The sequence below is a fragment of the Pseudomonas sp. XWY-1 genome (assembly GCF_002953115.1).
GTDB lineage: Bacteria > Pseudomonadota > Gammaproteobacteria > Pseudomonadales > Pseudomonadaceae > Aquipseudomonas > Aquipseudomonas alloputida.
Map to the genome: position 1 here is coordinate 3,686,455 of NZ_CP026332.1, position 16,773 is coordinate 3,703,227.

General features: G+C 63.9%; 16 protein-coding genes. 11 read left to right on the forward strand and 5 right to left on the reverse strand.

The window, feature by feature from the left end; genetic code table 11:
• Positions 1-99: 99 nt before the first annotated feature.
• Positions 100-1,095, forward strand: a complete 996-nt coding sequence (locus tag PRJ_RS17030; RefSeq protein WP_104962041.1) for a D-2-hydroxyacid dehydrogenase family protein — start codon at positions 100-102, stop codon at positions 1,093-1,095.
• Positions 1,096-1,102: 7 nt separating this feature from the next.
• Here the strand turns inward: PRJ_RS17030 and PRJ_RS17035 are convergent, their stop codons facing one another.
• Positions 1,103-1,588, reverse strand: a complete 486-nt coding sequence (locus PRJ_RS17035; RefSeq protein ID WP_104962042.1) for a hypothetical protein — start codon at positions 1,586-1,588, stop codon at positions 1,103-1,105.
• Between the two features lie 142 nt (positions 1,589-1,730).
• On the opposite strand from PRJ_RS17035, the gene PRJ_RS17040 reads away from it, so the two are divergent.
• The 3 genes from PRJ_RS17040 (at position 1,731) to PRJ_RS17050 (ending at position 4,915) form a co-directional block, all read left to right on the forward strand.
• Positions 1,731-2,726: a 5'-nucleotidase gene (locus PRJ_RS17040; protein WP_104962043.1), complete on the forward strand. Its 996-nt coding sequence runs from the start codon at positions 1,731-1,733 to the stop codon at positions 2,724-2,726.
• An 82-nt stretch (positions 2,727-2,808) separates the two neighbouring features.
• Positions 2,809-4,086 carry a bifunctional O-acetylhomoserine aminocarboxypropyltransferase/cysteine synthase gene (locus PRJ_RS17045; protein ID WP_064490805.1) on the forward strand — a complete coding sequence of 426 codons (1,278 nt, stop codon included), beginning with the start codon at positions 2,809-2,811 and terminating at the stop codon, positions 4,084-4,086.
• A gap of 64 nt (positions 4,087-4,150) precedes the next feature.
• Positions 4,151-4,915, forward strand: coding sequence for a hypothetical protein (locus PRJ_RS17050; RefSeq protein WP_104962044.1), 765 nt, complete (start codon positions 4,151-4,153; stop codon positions 4,913-4,915).
• Positions 4,916-4,997: 82 nt separating this feature from the next.
• Here PRJ_RS17050 and PRJ_RS17055 read toward each other — a convergent pair whose 3' ends face one another.
• Positions 4,998-5,471: an anti-virulence regulator CigR family protein gene (locus PRJ_RS17055; RefSeq protein ID WP_012052855.1), complete on the reverse strand. Its 474-nt coding sequence runs from the start codon at positions 5,469-5,471 to the stop codon at positions 4,998-5,000.
• 146 nt (positions 5,472-5,617) lie between these two features.
• On the opposite strand from PRJ_RS17055, the gene PRJ_RS17060 reads away from it, so the two are divergent.
• A complete protein-coding gene (locus tag PRJ_RS17060) occupies positions 5,618-6,781 on the forward strand; it encodes an AAA family ATPase (protein WP_104962045.1) in 1,164 nt (387 codons plus the stop codon).
• Positions 6,782-6,812: 31 nt separating this feature from the next.
• Here the strand turns inward: PRJ_RS17060 and PRJ_RS17065 are convergent, their stop codons facing one another.
• Both PRJ_RS17065 and glsB read right to left on the reverse strand, forming a co-directional pair.
• Positions 6,813-7,469 carry an HD domain-containing protein gene (locus tag PRJ_RS17065; protein ID WP_104962046.1) on the reverse strand — a complete coding sequence of 219 codons (657 nt, stop codon included), beginning with the start codon at positions 7,467-7,469 and terminating at the stop codon, positions 6,813-6,815.
• Between the two features lie 66 nt (positions 7,470-7,535).
• The gene (gene glsB, locus PRJ_RS17070; RefSeq protein ID WP_014591518.1) at positions 7,536-8,444 is read right to left on the reverse strand and encodes a glutaminase B; all 909 of its coding nucleotides are present in this window, start codon (positions 8,442-8,444) and stop codon (positions 7,536-7,538) included.
• 391 nt (positions 8,445-8,835) lie between these two features.
• Here glsB and PRJ_RS17075 point away from each other — a divergent pair, with 391 nt between their 5' ends.
• From PRJ_RS17075 to PRJ_RS17085, 3 genes are all read left to right on the forward strand, one after another.
• On the forward strand, positions 8,836-10,185 hold the full coding sequence (locus PRJ_RS17075; RefSeq protein WP_104962047.1) for an aromatic acid/H+ symport family MFS transporter: 1,350 nt from the start codon (positions 8,836-8,838) through the stop codon (positions 10,183-10,185).
• A 21-nt stretch (positions 10,186-10,206) separates the two neighbouring features.
• A complete protein-coding gene (locus PRJ_RS17080; RefSeq protein ID WP_004575382.1) occupies positions 10,207-11,469 on the forward strand; it encodes a gallate dioxygenase in 1,263 nt (420 codons plus the stop codon).
• Between the two features lie 131 nt (positions 11,470-11,600).
• A complete protein-coding gene (locus PRJ_RS17085) occupies positions 11,601-12,848 on the forward strand; it encodes an OprD family porin (protein ID WP_104962048.1) in 1,248 nt (415 codons plus the stop codon).
• 15 nt (positions 12,849-12,863) lie between these two features.
• Here PRJ_RS17085 and PRJ_RS17090 read toward each other — a convergent pair whose 3' ends face one another.
• Positions 12,864-14,057, reverse strand: coding sequence for a LysR family transcriptional regulator (locus PRJ_RS17090; protein WP_010953450.1), 1,194 nt, complete (start codon positions 14,055-14,057; stop codon positions 12,864-12,866).
• A 117-nt stretch (positions 14,058-14,174) separates the two neighbouring features.
• Between PRJ_RS17090 and galB the strand changes: the two genes are divergently transcribed.
• Genes galB through PRJ_RS17105 form a run of 3 tightly spaced genes read left to right on the forward strand, consistent with a single transcriptional unit; the run spans position 14,175 to position 16,752 of the window.
• Positions 14,175-14,951, forward strand: coding sequence for a 4-oxalmesaconate hydratase (gene galB, locus PRJ_RS17095; RefSeq protein WP_104962049.1), 777 nt, complete (start codon positions 14,175-14,177; stop codon positions 14,949-14,951).
• Positions 14,948-15,664, forward strand: coding sequence for a 4-carboxy-4-hydroxy-2-oxoadipate aldolase/oxaloacetate decarboxylase (locus PRJ_RS17100; protein WP_012052864.1), 717 nt, complete (start codon positions 14,948-14,950; stop codon positions 15,662-15,664). The genes galB and PRJ_RS17100 overlap by 4 nt, the downstream gene beginning before the upstream one ends.
• 2 nt (positions 15,665-15,666) lie before the next feature.
• Positions 15,667-16,752 carry a 4-oxalomesaconate tautomerase gene (locus PRJ_RS17105; protein ID WP_104962050.1) on the forward strand — a complete coding sequence of 362 codons (1,086 nt, stop codon included), beginning with the start codon at positions 15,667-15,669 and terminating at the stop codon, positions 16,750-16,752.
• Positions 16,753-16,773 lie beyond the last annotated feature (21 nt).

Here is a 16,773-nt window from a genome sequence, read left to right on the forward strand (position 1 = left end):
AGCCGGTGATGGTGTGCGACGACTGCAGCCCGATCTGACACCGATACCGCCCGTTAGGTTATCTTCGACGCTTCACTGTACCGCCCGAGCCAGACCACCATGCGCATTGTCATTCCCGACGACTACCAAAATGTAATCCGTACCCTCGATTGCTTCGGCAAGCTGAGCGGGCATGCTGTCAGCGTCCTTCATGAGCTCCCGCCTGCCACGCTGGAACAACTTGCAGCACGTTTTGCCGATGCCGACGCCCTGGTACTCACCCGCGAACGCACACGCATCGACGCCGCCTTGCTCGACCGCCTGCCCAACCTCAAGCTGATCAGCCAGACCGGCAAGGTATCCAGCCACCTCGACCTGGCTGCCTGCACCGCGCGCGGCATTGCCGTGACCGAGGGGCGCGGATCGCCGGTAGCGCCTGCCGAACTGGCCTGGGCGCTGATCCTCAATGCCCGCCGGCAACTGCTGCCGGCCATTGATGCCTTCCGCCAAGGCCAATGGCAGGTCAACCTGGGCCAGGCGCTGGCCGGGCAGACGCTGGGCATCTGGGGCTATGGCAAGATCGGCCAGCGCCTGGCGCGTTATGCGCAGGCCTTCGACATGCCCGTGCTGGTGTGGGGCAGCGACAACAGCCGCGCCGCAGCCAAAGCCGATGGCCACGCTGCTGCCGCCTCGCGTGAGGCGTTTTTTGCCGAGGTGGATATTGTCAGCCTGAACCTGCGCCTTTCGGATCAGACACGCCATGGGGTGACCTTCGACGACCTGTCCCACATGAAGCCCGACGCCTTGCTGGTGAACGTCAGCCGCGCGGAACTGATTGCACCAGGCGCATTACTGCAGGCATTGGATGCCGGGCGGCCGGGCTACGCGGCGGTGGATGTTTATGAGGACGAGCCGTTACTCGACCCGGCCCATCCACTGCTGCGCCACCCACGGGTACTCAGCACGCCCCACCTGGGGTATGTGGAGAAGAACGGCTACGAGCTGTACTTCGGTGACGCCTTCGACAATGTGCTGGCGTTTTTCGACGGGGTGCCGAAGAACGTCGCCAACCCTCAAGCTTTGGCAATTCAACGCTTGAACCCGGCGCAGCCTTGAAGTTGCACTACCCGAGCAAATGCAGCCCCAGCGTAAACACAGCCACGGCCAAGGCAACCAACGACACGGCATGACGCTCCAGATACGCGGGCCAACCGGCTGCTGACTGCGACGTGCATTCACATTGGCGCTCAGCCAGGCGGGTCAAGCGCGCCTCCACACTGTCCACGCGGTCTGCCTGGGTGCTCGCTGCCAGCGCGAGCTTCTTCAGCGCCGTGGTCACCGTGATGGACAGCCCTTCCCGAGCCTGATTGCTGGCGGCCAGTTGCTGCTGGCACTGCTCAAGACGCTTGTGGATCGCACCTTCCTTCTGCACACGGGCCAGGGTAGTTGCCACGAGCTTTTTGTTCAGCGCCTCGATACTGGCCAGCAGTGCTTCGTGCTCGGTGGCCTGCTGGGCCGACGCGTCTGCCTCAAGGTGGCTTTCGTGCATCGTGTTCCCATTCGCCTCGGCAAGCGGAGTCAGGGTGCCGTGTTCATGTAGCTGGTTCATCAATCACTGTCCGGATACTGCGGTAAGGGGCGAGAAGCTATCAAAATGACACTACCGGATCCACTGATCAGTCGCGCAATTGACGGCTTTCGTCAGAACGTGCGCGTACACTTGCCTTCATGCCACTCGCAGGAGCCGCTGCATGCCCTACCCCATTGAAGAAAAACTGGTCATCGGCGTAGCCTCGAGTGCGCTGTTCGACCTCTCCGTCTCCGATGACATCTACCAGACACAAGGTGTCGAGGCTTACCGCCAACACCAGGAGCAGAACCTGGACGAGCCGTTCCCCAGGGGGGTGGCGCTCCCGTTCATTCGCCGCTTCCTGAGCATCAACAAGGCGTTCCCCGACCAGTTGCCGGTGGAAGTGGTGCTGCTCTCGCGCAACTCGCCGGAAACCGGCCTGCGGGTGTTCCGCTCCATCAGCCACTATCAGCTGGACATCACCCGCGCGGCATTCATGTCGGGCCGCTCGCCCTACGAATACATCCCGGCGTTCAATGCCTCGCTGTTTCTCAGCGCCAACGAGGAAGATGTGCAAAAGGCCATCGACGCCAACTACCCTGCCGGGCGTGTGCTGCCTACGCGCATCTACGATGATGAAATCGACACCGAGCTGCGGGTGGCCTTCGACTTCGATGGCGTGATTGCCGACGACGAGGCAGAGAGTGTTTACAAGCGCAACGACAACCTGGACGACTTCCAGGAACACGAGCGCATGCACAAGGGCACCCCGCATTCGCCGGGGCCACTGGCAGACCTTTACCGCAAGCTTTCGCGGATACGCATGCTGGAGGACCGCAAGCTGGCCGAGGACCCGACGTACCAGCGGATTCTGCGCATTGCCATCGTCACGGCGCGCAACGCGCCTTCGCATGAGCGGGTGGTGACGACCTTGAAGGATTGGGGCGTATCCCCGGATGAGTGCTTTTTCCTAGGCGGCATGGATAAGCCCAGGGTGTTGTCGATATTGAAGCCGCATGTGTTTTTCGACGACCAGCGCACGCACTTGCAATCGCCAGCGGGAAACCTGCCGATGGTGCATGTACCGTTTGGGGTGGCGAACAGAGTGCGCTCGCCTCAGGCACCCGACGTGAAGCAGGATCAACTGCCGATCAGCGAATTGTCACGCGAACCGTAAACCGCCAGAGCGACACCCTTGACCCATGCGCGCTCGCCGCCGCATGCTCGAACGCTTCCACCCACGCTCAAGGAACGATTGCATGAAGCTGGAAACGCTTGCCATCCATGCGGGCTTCAGCCCCGACCCGACCACCAAGGCGGTGGCCGTACCGATCTACCAGACCACCTCCTTCGCCTTCGACGACACCCAGCACGGCGCCGACCTGTTTGACCTGAAGGTTGCCGGCAACATCTACTCACGCATCATGAACCCCACCAACGACGTGCTCGAGCAGCGCATGGCCGCCCTGGAAGGCGGGGTTGGCGCGCTGGCCGTAGCCTCGGGCATGGCGGCTATCACCTACGCCATCCAGACCGTCGCCGAAGCCGGCGACAATATCGTCTCGGTGGCCAAGCTGTACGGTGGCACCTACAACCTGCTGGCGCACACCCTGCCACGCATGGGTATCCACACCCGCTTCGCGGCCCATGACGATATCGCCGCCCTCGAAGCGCTGATCGATGCGCGTACCAAAGCGGTATTCTGCGAGTCCATCGGCAATCCCGCCGGCAATATCGTCGATATCGCTGCGCTGGCCGAGGCCGCCCACCGCCACGGGGTGCCGCTGATCGTCGACAATACCGTGGCCACCCCGGTGCTGTGCCGGCCGTTCGAGCACGGCGCCGACATCGTCGTGCACTCGCTGACCAAGTACATCGGCGGTCACGGCACCAGCATCGGCGGCATCGTCATCGACTCCGGCAAATTCCCCTGGGCCGAAAACAAGGAACGCTTCGCCCTGCTCAACACCCCCGACCCGTCCTACCACGGCGTCACCTACACCGAAGCCTTCGGGCCTGCCGCCTTCATCGGCCGCTGCCGTGTGGTGCCCTTGCGCAACACCGGCGCCGCGCTGTCGCCGTTCAACGCCTTCCTGATCCTGCAAGGCCTGGAAACCCTGGCCCTGCGCATGGAGCGCCATACCGAGAACGCGCTAAAGGTCGCCCATTACCTGCAAGCCCACGAGCAAGTGGCCTGGGTGAAGTTCGCCGGGCTGCCCGATCACCCCGAACATGAACTGGCCAAGCGCTACACCGGCGGCAAGCCGGCATCGATCCTGTCGTTCGGTATCAAGGGTGGCCAGGCGGCTGGCGCGCGTTTCATCGACGCGTTGCAGTTGGTGGTACGCCTGGTGAACATCGGCGACGCCAAGTCACTGGCCTGCCACCCCGCTTCCACTACCCACCGTCAGCTCAACGACGAGGAACTGGAGAAGGCCGGCGTGCCACGGGACATGGTGCGCCTGTCGATCGGCATCGAACACAGTGACGACATCATCGCCGACCTGGCCCAGGCCTTGGAGGCCAGCCGCGGCTGATTCACCCGCGCCCTACCCAATGTCGAAGGCGGGCGCACCTTCATCAAGCCTGGATGCACCCGCAATGACCCTGTTTTACCTGAAACTCACCATCACACCCCTGCTGATGTGGGCCATCTCCCTCGCCTCCCGGCGCTGGGGCGGCCTGCTAGGCGGATTGCTGTCCGGCTTGCCGATCACCTCGGCGCTGGTGATGACCTTCCTGTGCCTGGAACAGGGCACGGCCTTCGCCCTGGGCGCATTGCCCGGCGCACTGGGCGGCCTGGCGGCGGTGCAGGCCACCTACACCGTCTACCTGCTGGCCACGCGCACACTCGGCATCGCCGTGGCCGTACTGCTGGCGTTGCTGTTCTATGGCCTGGCCGCCTATGCCTTTACCCACTGGGGCAGCCTGTACCTGTCGATTGCAGTGGCGTTGGTGCTGATCGGCGTGCTGATCCGCGCCAGCGGCCGCGAGCCCAAATCTGATACCCTGGCCCGCCCCCGGCACCGGCACTGGGAAATCCCGTTGCGCATGGTATCTGCCACTTCCCTGCTGATGATCACCACCAGCCTGGCCAGTTGGCTGGGCCCGGCGACCAGCGGGATGCTGGCGCCGATTCCGGTGATTGCCTGGCCGCTGGTAGTGTTCGCCCATGTGCAGGGCGGGCGAGCCGGGATGGCGGCGATGGTGCGGGGGAATGCGATCGGCGCAGTGGGGGTGATTGCGTTCTATCTGGTCTTGGCGGGGCTGCTGGAAACGTGGGGCGTTGGCGTGACCATCGGGCTGGCCATGCTGTGCGCTGTGGTGCTGACCCTTGGGCTGGCCGCTGTGTTGCGGCGACGTTGATAGGCCGTTGGGGCTGCTTCGCAGCCCATCGCAGGCAAGCCAGCGCCTGCAGGGACCGGGCGGACTGCTCGCACCTGCGGCCTTAGTCGAACGCCCCGTTCAACACCTCATAGATGATCCCGGTCGCCACGGCGACCAGTATCAGGTCTGCGCCTGCCTGCATCCACTCATACCCGTCATAGTGAGGCAGCTGCCCCAGCAGACGGCCATCCAGTTTCTTGGCGATACCAGGTGGCAGGGGCTTGCCGCGGGCCAGGTTCTTCTGAATACCTGGAGGCAATGCCGGGCCCGGGCTCCAGTAGTTGCGGTGGCCACCGAGGATGCCCAGTACATCGCCACGGTCGATGGACGGGCCGCCGTGCCAGTCATTGCCGCCGACGCTCTGCTTGTGGCCGCCCGAATTGCCCTGGCCCTGGGCGTGCGGCGCCTGGCCCTTGCCGTGCCCCTGACCTTGGCCCTGGCCTTTGCCATTACCCGGGTCGGCGAGCACCGGGCCAGAGGCCAAGGCCACCGCCAATGAGGTGACAACGGCTGTCATGATTGTTGATCTGGCCATGTGAGCATCCTTTGCGAGAGAGGTTGCCCCACACTATAGACGGTGCGCACGCCTGCTTCACTTGCAACCGCCTCAGCAGGGATGGCTGACAAGGGAGGCACGCTTCGGCCACAATCGGTCGCCTGGTCCACGCTGGGAAGCACTGCATGCTCACTACCCTCGCCATCGGCAACTACCGCTCGATCAACCACCTGGTGCTGCCGCTGAGCCAACTCAACCTGGTGACCGGTGCCAACGGCAGCGGCAAATCCAACCTGTACAAGGCGCTGCGCCTGCTGGCCGAAACCGCACAGGGCGGCGTGGTCGAAGCGCTCGCCCGTGAGGGCGGGCTGGATTCGACCTGGTGGGCTGGCCCGGAAACCAGCGCACGAATGCGGCGCGGCGAAGTGCCCATCCAAGGCCAGCATCCGAGCGAAGCCAGGCGCCTGCGCCTGGGCTTTGCCACCGAGGACCTCGGGTTTGCCATCACCCTCGGCCTGCCAATTCCCCTGCCGTATCCGAGCGCGTTCATGCTCGACCCTGAAATAAAGTGCGAGGCCATCTGGGGCGCTGGCGCCTATCGGCCCTCGTCCTTGCTGGTCGAGCGCAAGAACGCCCTGGTGCGGGCCCGCGAGGGCAACAGCTGGGCGGTGCTCGATCAGCATGCTGACAGCGGCGAGAGCTTCTTCAACATCGTCGGCCGGCCCCGCCAGGCACCGGAAATCGGTGACCTGCGCGCGTTCATCAACAGCTGGCGGTTTTACGATCACTTCCGGATTGACCGTGACGCGCCTTGCCGTCAACCCCAACTGGGCACTCGCTCGCCGGTGCTGCATCACGACGGGCGCAACCTGGCCTCGGCGTTGCAGACCATTATCGAAATTGGCGATGTGGAGGATCTGGTGGAAGCGCTGAATGACGCGTTTCCCGGCAGCCGTCTGGAGATCAATGCGCCACCTGGCGGGCTGTTCAGTGTACGGCTGCACCAGCACGGGCTTTTGCGCCCGCTCGACGGTGCTGAATTGTCGGACGGTACCCTGCGTTATCTTCTCCTGATGGCCGCCCTGCTCACACCACGGCCGCCATCGCTGATGGTCTTGAACGAACCGGAAACCAGTCTGCACGCGGACCTGCTCCCGGCCTTGGCGCGGCTGATCATTCGTGCATCACGCCGTAGCCAGGTTTGGGTGGTATCGCACAGTGCGCCATTAATCAACGCGCTGGCAGCCTGTGACGGGTGCAATGTGCTAGAGCTGGAAAAAATACAAGGGCAAACCCAGCTGCGGGGGGTTGGGTTGCTGGATGAGCCGCTGTGGCGCTGGGCTGACTGAGCTCAAGCACGACGGTACAAGCCCGGCATGACTAACCTGCCCCGGTAATCTCGTCCATGAACTGGGTAAGAAAGGTTTCAAGCCAGGTATGACGCTCGGCAGCAAGGCGCGCCCCTTCTTGGGTTTTAAAGCCCGAGGCGAGCTTGAGCAGTTTGGTCTGGAAGTGCTCGATGGCATACGCCCCGTCCTGGTACGCCCTCTGCTGCGCGAAAGGATTCTCGAAGTCATAGAGCGCCGACCCCATTCGCCCGGAGACGTAAAAACACCGGGCAATACCCACCGCGCCTATGGCGTCAAGCCGGTCACTGTCCTGAAGGATGCAGGCCTCACGTGTCAGCGGTTCCAACCCCGCCGAGTAACTGTGCGTTTTGATCGCATGCACTACCTGCTCAACACGCCCGCTCGGCCAGCCCATCTCAGCAAGGACTGATGCAGCCTTGTTCGCCGACAACGTCGAGGCCTGCCCACGTAACGGCGAATGCTTTTCCACCGCCACACAGTCGTGCAGCACCGTCGCCGCAAGCAAGATTTCAAGGTCGCCACCCTCCACCCGCTGGATCCGGTGCGCATTGACCCACACACGATGAATATGGGCCAAGTCGTGGGAGCCATCATTCTGGTCAGACGGCAGATACTTCAGCAAGTCAGTGGCAAGGCACTGATAAGGAGCAAACGCTTCGCGGGTCATCTTCGGTAGGTTCCATTTCCGGTGTGCCCCGCCAAGGCGACGCCTGATGGCCCCTGAGTTCGCAGATCAGAACACCGACCATCCGATCCGCGAACTGAGCAGCTCAAGCGCCGCCATCCCGGCCAGGGAGTTGCCCGCCGCATTCAGCTCTGGCGACCACACGCATACGGTAAATTGCCCCGGTACGATCGCCACGATCCCGCCACCCACACCACTCTTGCCAGGCAAACCCACCCTGAAGGCGAAATTCCCCGCCTCATCATACAGCCCGCTGGTGGCCATGATCGAGTTCACTTGTTGGGTCTGGCGCCGCGTCAGGATCTGCTCACCGCTGTGCTTGCAGAACCCATCATTGGCCAGGAAGCAGAATGCCCGCGCCAGGTCCAGGCAGTTCATTTGCAGTGCACAGTAACTGAAGTAACTGCGCAGCACCGTCTCGACCTCATTATGGAAGTTGCCAAAGGACTGCATCAGGTACGCCATGGCAGCGTTGCGCGCGCGAAACTGATATTCCGAATCAGCGACCCGGGTATTGATCGAGATGTGAGGGTTGCCTGAAAGCCGTCGGACAAAATCGCGCATCGACAACGTGGGGGCAGCGAAGCGCGACTGATTGATATCGCAGATCACCAATGCCCCCGCATTGATGAACGGGTTACGCGGCCGCCCGCGCTCGAACTCCAGCTGCACCAGCGAGTTGAACGGCTGCCCCGAAGGCTCATGCCCCAGTCGCTCCCAAATGGCTTCCCCCGAATGGCCAATGGCCTGAACCAGGCTGAACACCTTGGAAATGCTCTGCACCGAGAATGGCACCTGCGCGTCGCCTGCGCAGTGGTAACTGCCATCGTTGCCATAGACAGCGATACCCAGTTGGTTCGCCGGCACGTCAGCCAGCGCGGGAATGTAGTCAGCGACTTTGCCCTTGCCGATCAAGGGACGTACTTCTTCGAGAATCTCGTTCAACAGCGTTTGCATGGAAGGCCCTGTATCAATCCCCAGACGACGGCGAGGGGCACTCTTCTTGACGAAGACTGAGCGGGAGAGATCACACATTCAGAAACAAATCACCGTAAGCGTCGTCATCGCCAGGAAGCCTGACGACGCCAGCAGCGCATCAGGTCTTTTACAGGGCAACAGCTTGCTGCCGAGCGGCACAGCTTGACGCGACATTAGCGCCGCGAAGTCTGCGATAAAAAAATTGGATATCTCATTAAAGAAATCCCGCAGGCGCTGCCCTGGACCATGGGATTACAGTCCGCCTCACGCCGTCGTCCGGCGGGGTGGTTGCTGCTGGGCCATTACGCGTTCGAAGCCTTACCGGAACCCGGCGCAACTCACACCAATACAAGAACAAAGGTGACCACGCATGCTTAAGCCTCCTGTCGATGCCCCCATCGATGTCAAAGACTGGATCGATAACCGCCCCATTGCTGCCTACCAGTGGCTGATCCTGGTGCTGTGCTTCCTGATCGTGCTGTTCGATGGCTTCGATGTCGCCGTCATGGGTTTCATCGCGCCTTCGCTGATGCAGGACTGGGGCCTGTCGCGCGCCGCCTTTGGCCCGGTGATGAGTGCCGGCATGGTCGGCCTTGCCATCGGCGCGCTGACCGCCGGCCCGTACGCCGACCGGTTGGGCCGCAAGAAAGTGCTGCTGATCGCGGTCAGCGGTTTCAGCCTGCTGAGCCTGGCCTGCGCCTTCGCCCGCAACCCCTATGAGCTGGCTGTGTTACGGCTGCTGACCGGCATTGCCCTGGGTGCGGCCATGCCCAACTGCACCACCCTGCTTGCCGAGTACCTGCCCACACGCAACCGCTCGCTGATGATCACCATCATGTTCACCGGCTTCAACATGGGCTCGGGCCTGGGCGGCTTCCTGTCCGCCTGGCTGATCCCTCATCACGGCTGGCAATCGGTACTGCTGGCCGGCGGCCTGCTGCCACTGGCCTTGCTGCCCTTGCTGTGGTGGCTGCTGCCAGAGTCCGCTCGCTTCCTCGCCGCACGCCAGGCACCGGCCAGCCAGATTGCGGCAGCCTTGGCCAAGCTTGGCGGCCGCTTCGCTGCCGGCACCTGCTTTACCGTCAGTGAGCCAACCACGCAGCACAAGGCACCGGCCCGGCAGCTGTTCAGCGAGCGCTACCGGTTTGGCACCCTGGCCCTGTGGCTGACCTACTTCATGGGCCTGCTAGTGATCTACCTGACCATGGGCTGGTTGCCGACCCTGCTGCGTGATGGCGGGCTGTCCATCGAGCGCGCCGCCACCATTACCGGCCTGTTCCAGATCGGCGGCGCAGTGGGCGCAATCGTGGTCGGCTGGATCATGGACCGACGCAACCCCAACCGGGTCATCGCCATCGCCTACGCCCTCGGCGGCCTGTGCATCGTCTCACTGGGCGCCCTGAGCCTGGAGTCGAGCCTGCTGGTGGTGGGCGTGGCGGCTGCCGGGTTCTGCATGAGCGGTGCGCAGACCGGCCTGAACGCCTTCGCCCCTGGCTACTACCCGACCGAGTTCCGCGCCACAGGTGTAAGCTGGATGCTCGGTATCGGGCGCTTCGGGGCCATTTTCGGCTCCCTCATCGGTGGTGCCGTGCTCAGCCTGGGGCTGGGCCTGCCGCTGCTGTTCACCCTCCTCGGCCTGCCGGCATTCGCCGCTGCCCTGGCGATCCTGGCCAACGGCCACGCCCGGCTGCGCGCGACCCCCGCAGTAACCGCGCCGTAACCTGTAACAGAGGACTTTCGCATGGCTCGTATCATTGGTGGCCTGGCCGTCTCCCACACCCCAACCATCGGCTTCGCAGTCGACCACGACAAACAGGAAGAAGCCGCCTGGGCGCCGATCTTCGAAAGCTTCGAGCCGATTCGCACGTGGCTGCAGCAGCGCCAGCCGGACGTACTGTTCTATATCTTCAACGACCACATCACCTCGTTCTTCTTTGACCATTACAGCGCCTTCACCCTGGGCGTAGACGAGCAATATGGCGTGGCCGATGAAGGGGGCAACCCGCGGGACCTGCCGCCAGTCGGCGGCCACGCAGCGCTGTCGCGGCACATCGGCCAGAGCCTGATGGCCGATGAGTTCGACATGAGCTTTTTCCGCGACAAGCCGCTGGACCACGGCTTCTTCTCGCCCATGTCGGCCCTACTGCCCTGCGATGAAAGCTGGCCCGTACAGATCGTGCCGCTGCAGGTCGGCGTACTGCAGCTGCCGATCCCCACGGCACGGCGCTGCTACAAACTGGGCCAGGCATTGCGCCGCGCCATCGAGAGCTACCCCGAAGACCTCAAGGTGGCGATCGTCGCCACCGGCGGGGTGTCACACCAGGTGCATGGCGAGCGTTGCGGCTTCAACAACCCAGAGTGGGACGCGCAGTTCCTTGACCTGCTGGTGAACGACCCGCAGCGCCTTACCGAGATGACACTGGCCGAGTACGCCACGCTCGGCGGCATGGAAGGTGCCGAGGTGATTACCTGGTTGATCATGCGTGGCGCGTTGTCTGCCAACGTTGAGCGCAAGCACCAAAGCTACTACCTGCCGTCGATGACCGGCATCGCCACCCTGCTGCTGGAAAACCGCGACCAAGCACTGCCGGCGCCGGTCAACGAACGTCACCGCCAGCACATGCAGCATCAGCTGGCAGGGGCTGAGCAGCTTGAAGGCACCTACCCCTACACCCTGGAGCGCAGTGCCAAGGGCTACCGCCTGAACAAGTTCTTGCATCGCATGATTGAGCCGCAGTGGCGCCAGCGTTTCCTGAGCGAACCCGAAGCGCTGTACCGCGAGGCGGGCCTGAGCGAAGAGGAAAGCGACCTGCTGCGCCGCCGCGACTGGCGTGGGCTGATCCACTACGGGGTGATCTTCTTCGTGCTGGAGAAGCTGGGCGCCGTACTGGGTGTATCCAACCTGGACATTTACGCCGCCATGCGCGGGCAGAGCATCGAAGACTTCATGAAGACCCGTAACCAGCAGGTTCGCTACTCGGTGGCCGGCAAAGCACCCAACTGACCGATGCAACCCGCTTGATCGTGTGACGGCGCGTCCCGCGCCGCCACCCCCACCGCTCCCTGATTCAACCTGCCCAGCGCCGATGCGCCGCTGGCGGGCAGCGCTTTGCCCATCCCTGGAGAATAAAAATAATGAAATGCCTCACCCTGTACCCGCTCGTCCCCACATTCGCACTGGCAGCCAGCCTGCCACTGCAAGCCCTGGCCGAAGGCTTCGTCGACGATGCCAAGGCAAGCCTGACGTTGCGTAACTTCTACATGAACCGCGACTACACGGGCACGGCAAGCCAAGGCAAAGCCGAGGAATGGACGCAAAGTTTCATCCTCGACTTCAAGTCCGGCTTCACCCCCGGCGTGGTCGGTTTCGGCGTTGACGTGCTGGGCCTTTACAGCATCAAACTCGATGGCGGCAAGGGCACCGCCGGCACGCAGTTGCTGCCTGTTCATGACGACGGGCGCCCGGCGGACGACTTTGGCCGCACGGCGCTGGCGGGCAAGATGCGGGTCTCCAGGACCGAACTCAAGGTCGGCGAGTGGTCACCCACCCTGCCCATCCTGCGCGCCGATGACGGCCGCTCGCTGCCACAAACCTTGCAGGGCGCGCAGGTCACCTCCAACGAGCTGGCCGGCCTGAGCCTGTATGGCGGCCAGTTCCGCCAGAACAGCCCGCGCAACGACGCCAGCATGCAGGACATGAGCCTGTTCACCCGCACAGCCTTCACCTCGGACCGTTTCAACTTCGCCGGCGGCGAATACCGCTTCAACCAGGAGCGCACCCTGGTCGGCGCCTGGTATGCCCAGCTGGAAGACATCTACCAGCAGCGCTACTTCCAGGTGCAGCATCAACAGCCGCTGGGCAACTGGGTACTGGGCGCCAACCTGGGCTACTTCTGGGGCAAGGACGACGGTGGCGCCAAAGCCGGCGAACTGGACAACCGCACCGCTTCGGGCCTGTTCTCGGCGAAGCTGGGTGGCAACACGTTCTACGTCGGCTTGCAGAAGGTCATGGGCGATGATGAATGGTTCCGGGTCAACGGCGCCAGCGGCGGCACGCTGGCCAACGACGCCTTCGGCTCCAGCTACGAAAGCGCCCGCGAACGCTCCTGGCAGGTGCGCCACGACTTCAACTTCGTGGTGCTTGGCATACCCGGCCTGACCCTGATGAACCGCTATATCCACGGCGACAACGTGCACAACGCCAGCACCCAGGACGGCACCGAGTGGGGCCGCGAAAGCGAGCTGGCCTATGTGATCCAGTCCGGGCCGTTCAAGGCCCTGAACCTCAAGTGGCGCAACTCCAGCCAGCGCCGGGACTGGGGCAGCACCAACAGTTTCGATGAGAACAGGCTGATCGTCAGCTACCCGCTGAGCCTGCTTTAAGGCACCCTCCTGGGCTCACGCCTGCTCGGTGATGACCTGGCGGATACAGGCCATCAGCGCGACTGCCGCCGGTGACTGCAGGCAGCCACTGCGCTGCATGAGGCCGATGGCGCGGGCAGTGCCGGGCAGTGCCAGCGGCAGGCGTTGCAGTTCGCCGCTGGCAATCTCGTAAGCCAACTGGTGCGCAGACACCGCCGCCAGCATGTCCGAACGCACCAGCAGGCCACGGATAACCGCCAGATCAGCGCTTTCCACCACCGGCCACGGCGCTGTCAGGCCCGCGGCGGCGAAGCAGTTGTCGAGCAGCTGACGGGCCGGCGAGCCGGCCCGCGGCAACACCCAGCGCGCCTGGTGCACGCCCTTGAGCGTCAGGTGAGTGTGCAACAGCGGGTGCCCCCGACGGGCCAGCACCACCATTTCCTCGTTGATGAGCGGCTCGCCCACCAGGTCGCTGGCATAGTCGTGAGGCCGCAACGCGCCCAAGACGAAATCCACATCCCCTACCCGCAGCTCGGTTGCCAGCAGGTCGAACGGGCTTTCGTTGGTCACCACCCGAACCTGTGGGTGCTGGGCCGTGAAGCGTAAAATGGCATCCGGCAGAATGCGCGAGCGGCCCAACGGCAACGCGCCGACATGCACCACCCCGCGCAGGGTGCCTTGCATCGCGCTCAGGTCACTGTCCAGCAGGCGCAACTCGTTCAGCGCCCGGCGGATGGGAAACAGAATGTCCCGGCTGGCCACAGTGGGCTGCAGGCCGCGCGACGTGCGCACGAACAAGGGCTGTCCGCAGCCGCCTTCGAGCACTTTCAAGGCAGCACTGACCGCCGGCTGGCTAAGGCCGAAGTGCCGCGCCACGGTTTGCATGTGCCGTGTTTCACAGAGCTTCACGAACACCTGCAGGCGCCGCGCCTGAAACAGGTAGAGGGGCTCGCCCTGCGCGGTGCCCAGCAAACTCGGCACACCGTCCAGTTCCGCCAGCACGCGCTGTGCACGCGGCAGCAGGCACTCGCCATAGTCGGTCAGGCGCATGCCATTGGCATGGCGCTCGAACAGGGGCACGGCAAAGCGCGCCTCCAGTTCGGCGATGGCGCGGGTGACTACGGACTGAGCACGGAACAGCACCTCCGTCGCCCGCGAAACGCTGCCCAGCTCGGCTACCCGAATGAACGCGCGCACTTGCATCAGGTTGGGCAGTTCGACATCGATCATAAGGGCTCCCGGCGCTCGGCTCGTGACTGCGGCGACTATGCCTCTACCCCGCTTGCCCGGCAATAAATAAAACGCATAGCCGCTGCAAATGAACGCATTAGTGCCCTGCACAGGCCAATGACATCCTGCGCCCACCCCCACTGCAGGAGCCAGCGAACCATGAATACCCCACAAAAATCCGCCCTGGTGGTCAGCGCACATTCCGCCGACTTTGTCTGGCGTGCCGGTGGCGCCATTGCGCTGCACGCTGAGCAAGGCTATGCCATGCACGTGGTCTGCCTGTCTTTCGGTGAGCGTGGTGAGTCTGCCAAGCTGTGGCGCAAGGGTGAAATGACCGAAGCCAAGGTCAAGGACGCACGCCGTGAAGAGGCCCTGGCGGCGGCCGAAATCCTCGGTGCCAGCGTGGAGTTCTTCGACATCGGCGACTACCCGATGCGCGCCGACAAGGACACCCTGTTCCGCCTGGCCGATGTGTATCGCCGGGTACAACCGGAGTTCGTACTCAGCCACTCCCTCAAAGACCCTTACAACTACGACCACCCGCTGGCCATGCACCTGGCCCAGGAAGCCCGCATTATCGCGCAGGCTGAAGGCTACAAGCCGGGCGAGAAGATCGTTGGCGCACCGCCGGTGTACGCCTTTGAGCCGCACCAGCCCGAGCAGTGCGAATGGCGCCCGGACACCTTCCTGGACATCACCCCGGTGTGGGACAAAAAGTATGCCGCCATCCAGTGCATGGCCGGCCAGGAACACCTCTGGGAGTACTACACCCGTGTAGCCCTGCAGCGCGGCGTGCAGGCCAAGCGTAACGTGGGCATCACCAGCGCACGCAACATCGTCTACGCCGAAGGCCTGCAGAGCGTGTTCCCACGCGTGACGGAGAACCTGGCATGAGCGGGCTGATCGGCAAGACCGGCATCGTCGTGCGTAATATCCCACGCGTTGAGCCACACATCATCGATGCCCTGGGCCGGCTGGGTGTCGCCACGGTGCATGAGGCCCAAGGTCGCAAGGGGCTGCTCAATACTGCCGTGCGCCCTATCCAGCAAGGTGTGGCGGTGGCCGGCAGCGCGGTAACCGTGCTGGTGGCCCCAGGCGACAACTGGATGTTCCATGTTGCCGTGGAGCAGTGCCGCCCAGGCGACGTACTGGTGGTGGCGCCCAGCTCGCCGTGCAGCGATGGCTATTTCGGCGACCTGCTGGCGACCTCGCTCCAGGCCCGCGGCGTGCGCGGCCTGGTGATCGATGCGGGCGTGCGCGACAGCCAGACACTGCGCGACATGGGCTTTGCCGTGTGGTCCCGCGCCATCAACGCCCAAGGTACGGTGAAAGAGGTGCTGGGCTCGGTGAACCTGCCGCTGCTGTGTGCCGGGCAGCTCGTCAATGCCGGTGACATCGTGGTGGCCGATGACGACGGCGTAGTGGTGGTGCGCCATGGCGAAGCCCAGGCGGTACTCGAGGCCGCCACCCAGCGCGCCGACCTGGAAGAACGCAAACGCCTGCGCCTGGCCGCCGGCGAGCTTGGCCTGGACATCTACGAGATGCGCCCGCGCCTGGCGGCGAAGGGCCTGCGTTATGTCGACCACCTCACCGACCTGGAAGGCTGAACATGGGCCAGACCCGCATACCCTGCCTGCTGATGCGCGGCGGCACCTCCAAGGGCGCCTATTTTTTGCATGACGACCTGCCCGCCCCCGGCCCGCTACGTGACCGGGTGCTGCTGGCGGTGATGGGCTCGCCCGATGCCCGGCAGATTGACGGCATCGGCGGCGCCGACTCGCTCACCAGCAAAGTCGCCATCATCCGCGCTTCGCAGCGCGATGACGCCGACGTGGACTACCTGTTCGCTCAGGTGGTGGTGGACGAGGCGCGGGTGGACTATGGGCAAAACTGCGGCAACATTCTGGCCGGCGTAGGGCCGTTCGCCCTTGAGCGCGGCCTGGTGGCCGCCAGCGGCGCGAGCACACCGGTGCGCATCTTCATGGAAAACACCGGGCAGATCGCCGTCGCCCAGGTGCCGACCGCCGATGGCCAGGTGGAATATGCCGGCGATACCCGTATTGATGGGGTGCCGGGCCGTGCGGCGGCGCTGGTGGTCACGTTTGCCGACGTGGCCGGCGCCAGCTGCGGAGCCCTGTTGCCCACCGGCAACAGCCGCGACTGTGTCGATGGCCTGGAAGTGACCTGCATCGACAACGGCATGCCGGTGGTACTGCTGCGTGCCGAGGACCTTGGCGTGACCGGTTACGAGCCGTGCGAAACGCTGGAGGCCGACAGCGCCCTGAAAACACGCCTGGAAGCCATCCGCCTGCAACTGGGCCCACGCATGAACCTGGGTGATGTCAGCCAGCGCAATGTGCCGAAGATGTGCCTGCTGTCGGCACCGCGCAACGGCGGCACGGTCAATACGCGCTCGTTCATCCCGCACCGCTGCCATGCGTCCATCGGGGTGTTTGGTGCGGTGAGTGTTGCTACGGCCTGCTTGATTGAAGGGTCGGTTGCACAGGGCCTTGCCAGCACGTCCGGCGGTGATCGTCAGCGTTTGGCGGTGGAGCATCCGAGTGGGGAATTTACGGTGGAAATCAGCCTGGAAAATGGCGTGATCAAGGGGTGCGGGTTGGTGAGGACGGCGCGTTTGCTGTTTGACGGGGTTGTGTGCATCGGTCGGGATATTTGGGGTGGGCCGCAGAAGTGACTCATCAATGGTTGCTTGGGG

Bases quoted from the DNA above. Each gene is read 5' to 3' on its own strand.
- PRJ_RS17030 (WP_104962041.1), top strand. From the start codon at position 100: ATGCGCATTGTCATTCCCGACGACTACCAAAATGTAATCCGTACCCTC.
- PRJ_RS17035 (WP_104962042.1), bottom strand. From the start codon at position 1,588: ATGAACCAGCTACATGAACACGGCACCCTGACTCCGCTTGCCGAGGCG.
- PRJ_RS17040 (WP_104962043.1), top strand. From the start codon at position 1,731: ATGCCCTACCCCATTGAAGAAAAACTGGTCATCGGCGTAGCCTCGAGT.
- PRJ_RS17045 (WP_064490805.1), top strand. From the start codon at position 2,809: ATGAAGCTGGAAACGCTTGCCATCCATGCGGGCTTCAGCCCCGACCCG.
- PRJ_RS17050 (WP_104962044.1), top strand. From the start codon at position 4,151: ATGACCCTGTTTTACCTGAAACTCACCATCACACCCCTGCTGATGTGG.
- PRJ_RS17055 (WP_012052855.1), bottom strand. From the start codon at position 5,471: ATGGCCAGATCAACAATCATGACAGCCGTTGTCACCTCATTGGCGGTG.
- PRJ_RS17060 (WP_104962045.1), top strand. From the start codon at position 5,618: ATGCTCACTACCCTCGCCATCGGCAACTACCGCTCGATCAACCACCTG.
- PRJ_RS17065 (WP_104962046.1), bottom strand. From the start codon at position 7,469: ATGACCCGCGAAGCGTTTGCTCCTTATCAGTGCCTTGCCACTGACTTG.
- glsB (WP_014591518.1), bottom strand. From the start codon at position 8,444: ATGCAAACGCTGTTGAACGAGATTCTCGAAGAAGTACGTCCCTTGATC.
- PRJ_RS17075 (WP_104962047.1), top strand. From the start codon at position 8,836: ATGCTTAAGCCTCCTGTCGATGCCCCCATCGATGTCAAAGACTGGATC.
- PRJ_RS17080 (WP_004575382.1), top strand. From the start codon at position 10,207: ATGGCTCGTATCATTGGTGGCCTGGCCGTCTCCCACACCCCAACCATC.
- PRJ_RS17085 (WP_104962048.1), top strand. From the start codon at position 11,601: ATGAAATGCCTCACCCTGTACCCGCTCGTCCCCACATTCGCACTGGCA.
- PRJ_RS17090 (WP_010953450.1), bottom strand. From the start codon at position 14,057: ATGATCGATGTCGAACTGCCCAACCTGATGCAAGTGCGCGCGTTCATT.
- galB (WP_104962049.1), top strand. From the start codon at position 14,175: ATGACATCCTGCGCCCACCCCCACTGCAGGAGCCAGCGAACCATGAAT.
- PRJ_RS17100 (WP_012052864.1), top strand. From the start codon at position 14,948: ATGAGCGGGCTGATCGGCAAGACCGGCATCGTCGTGCGTAATATCCCA.
- PRJ_RS17105 (WP_104962050.1), top strand. From the start codon at position 15,667: ATGGGCCAGACCCGCATACCCTGCCTGCTGATGCGCGGCGGCACCTCC.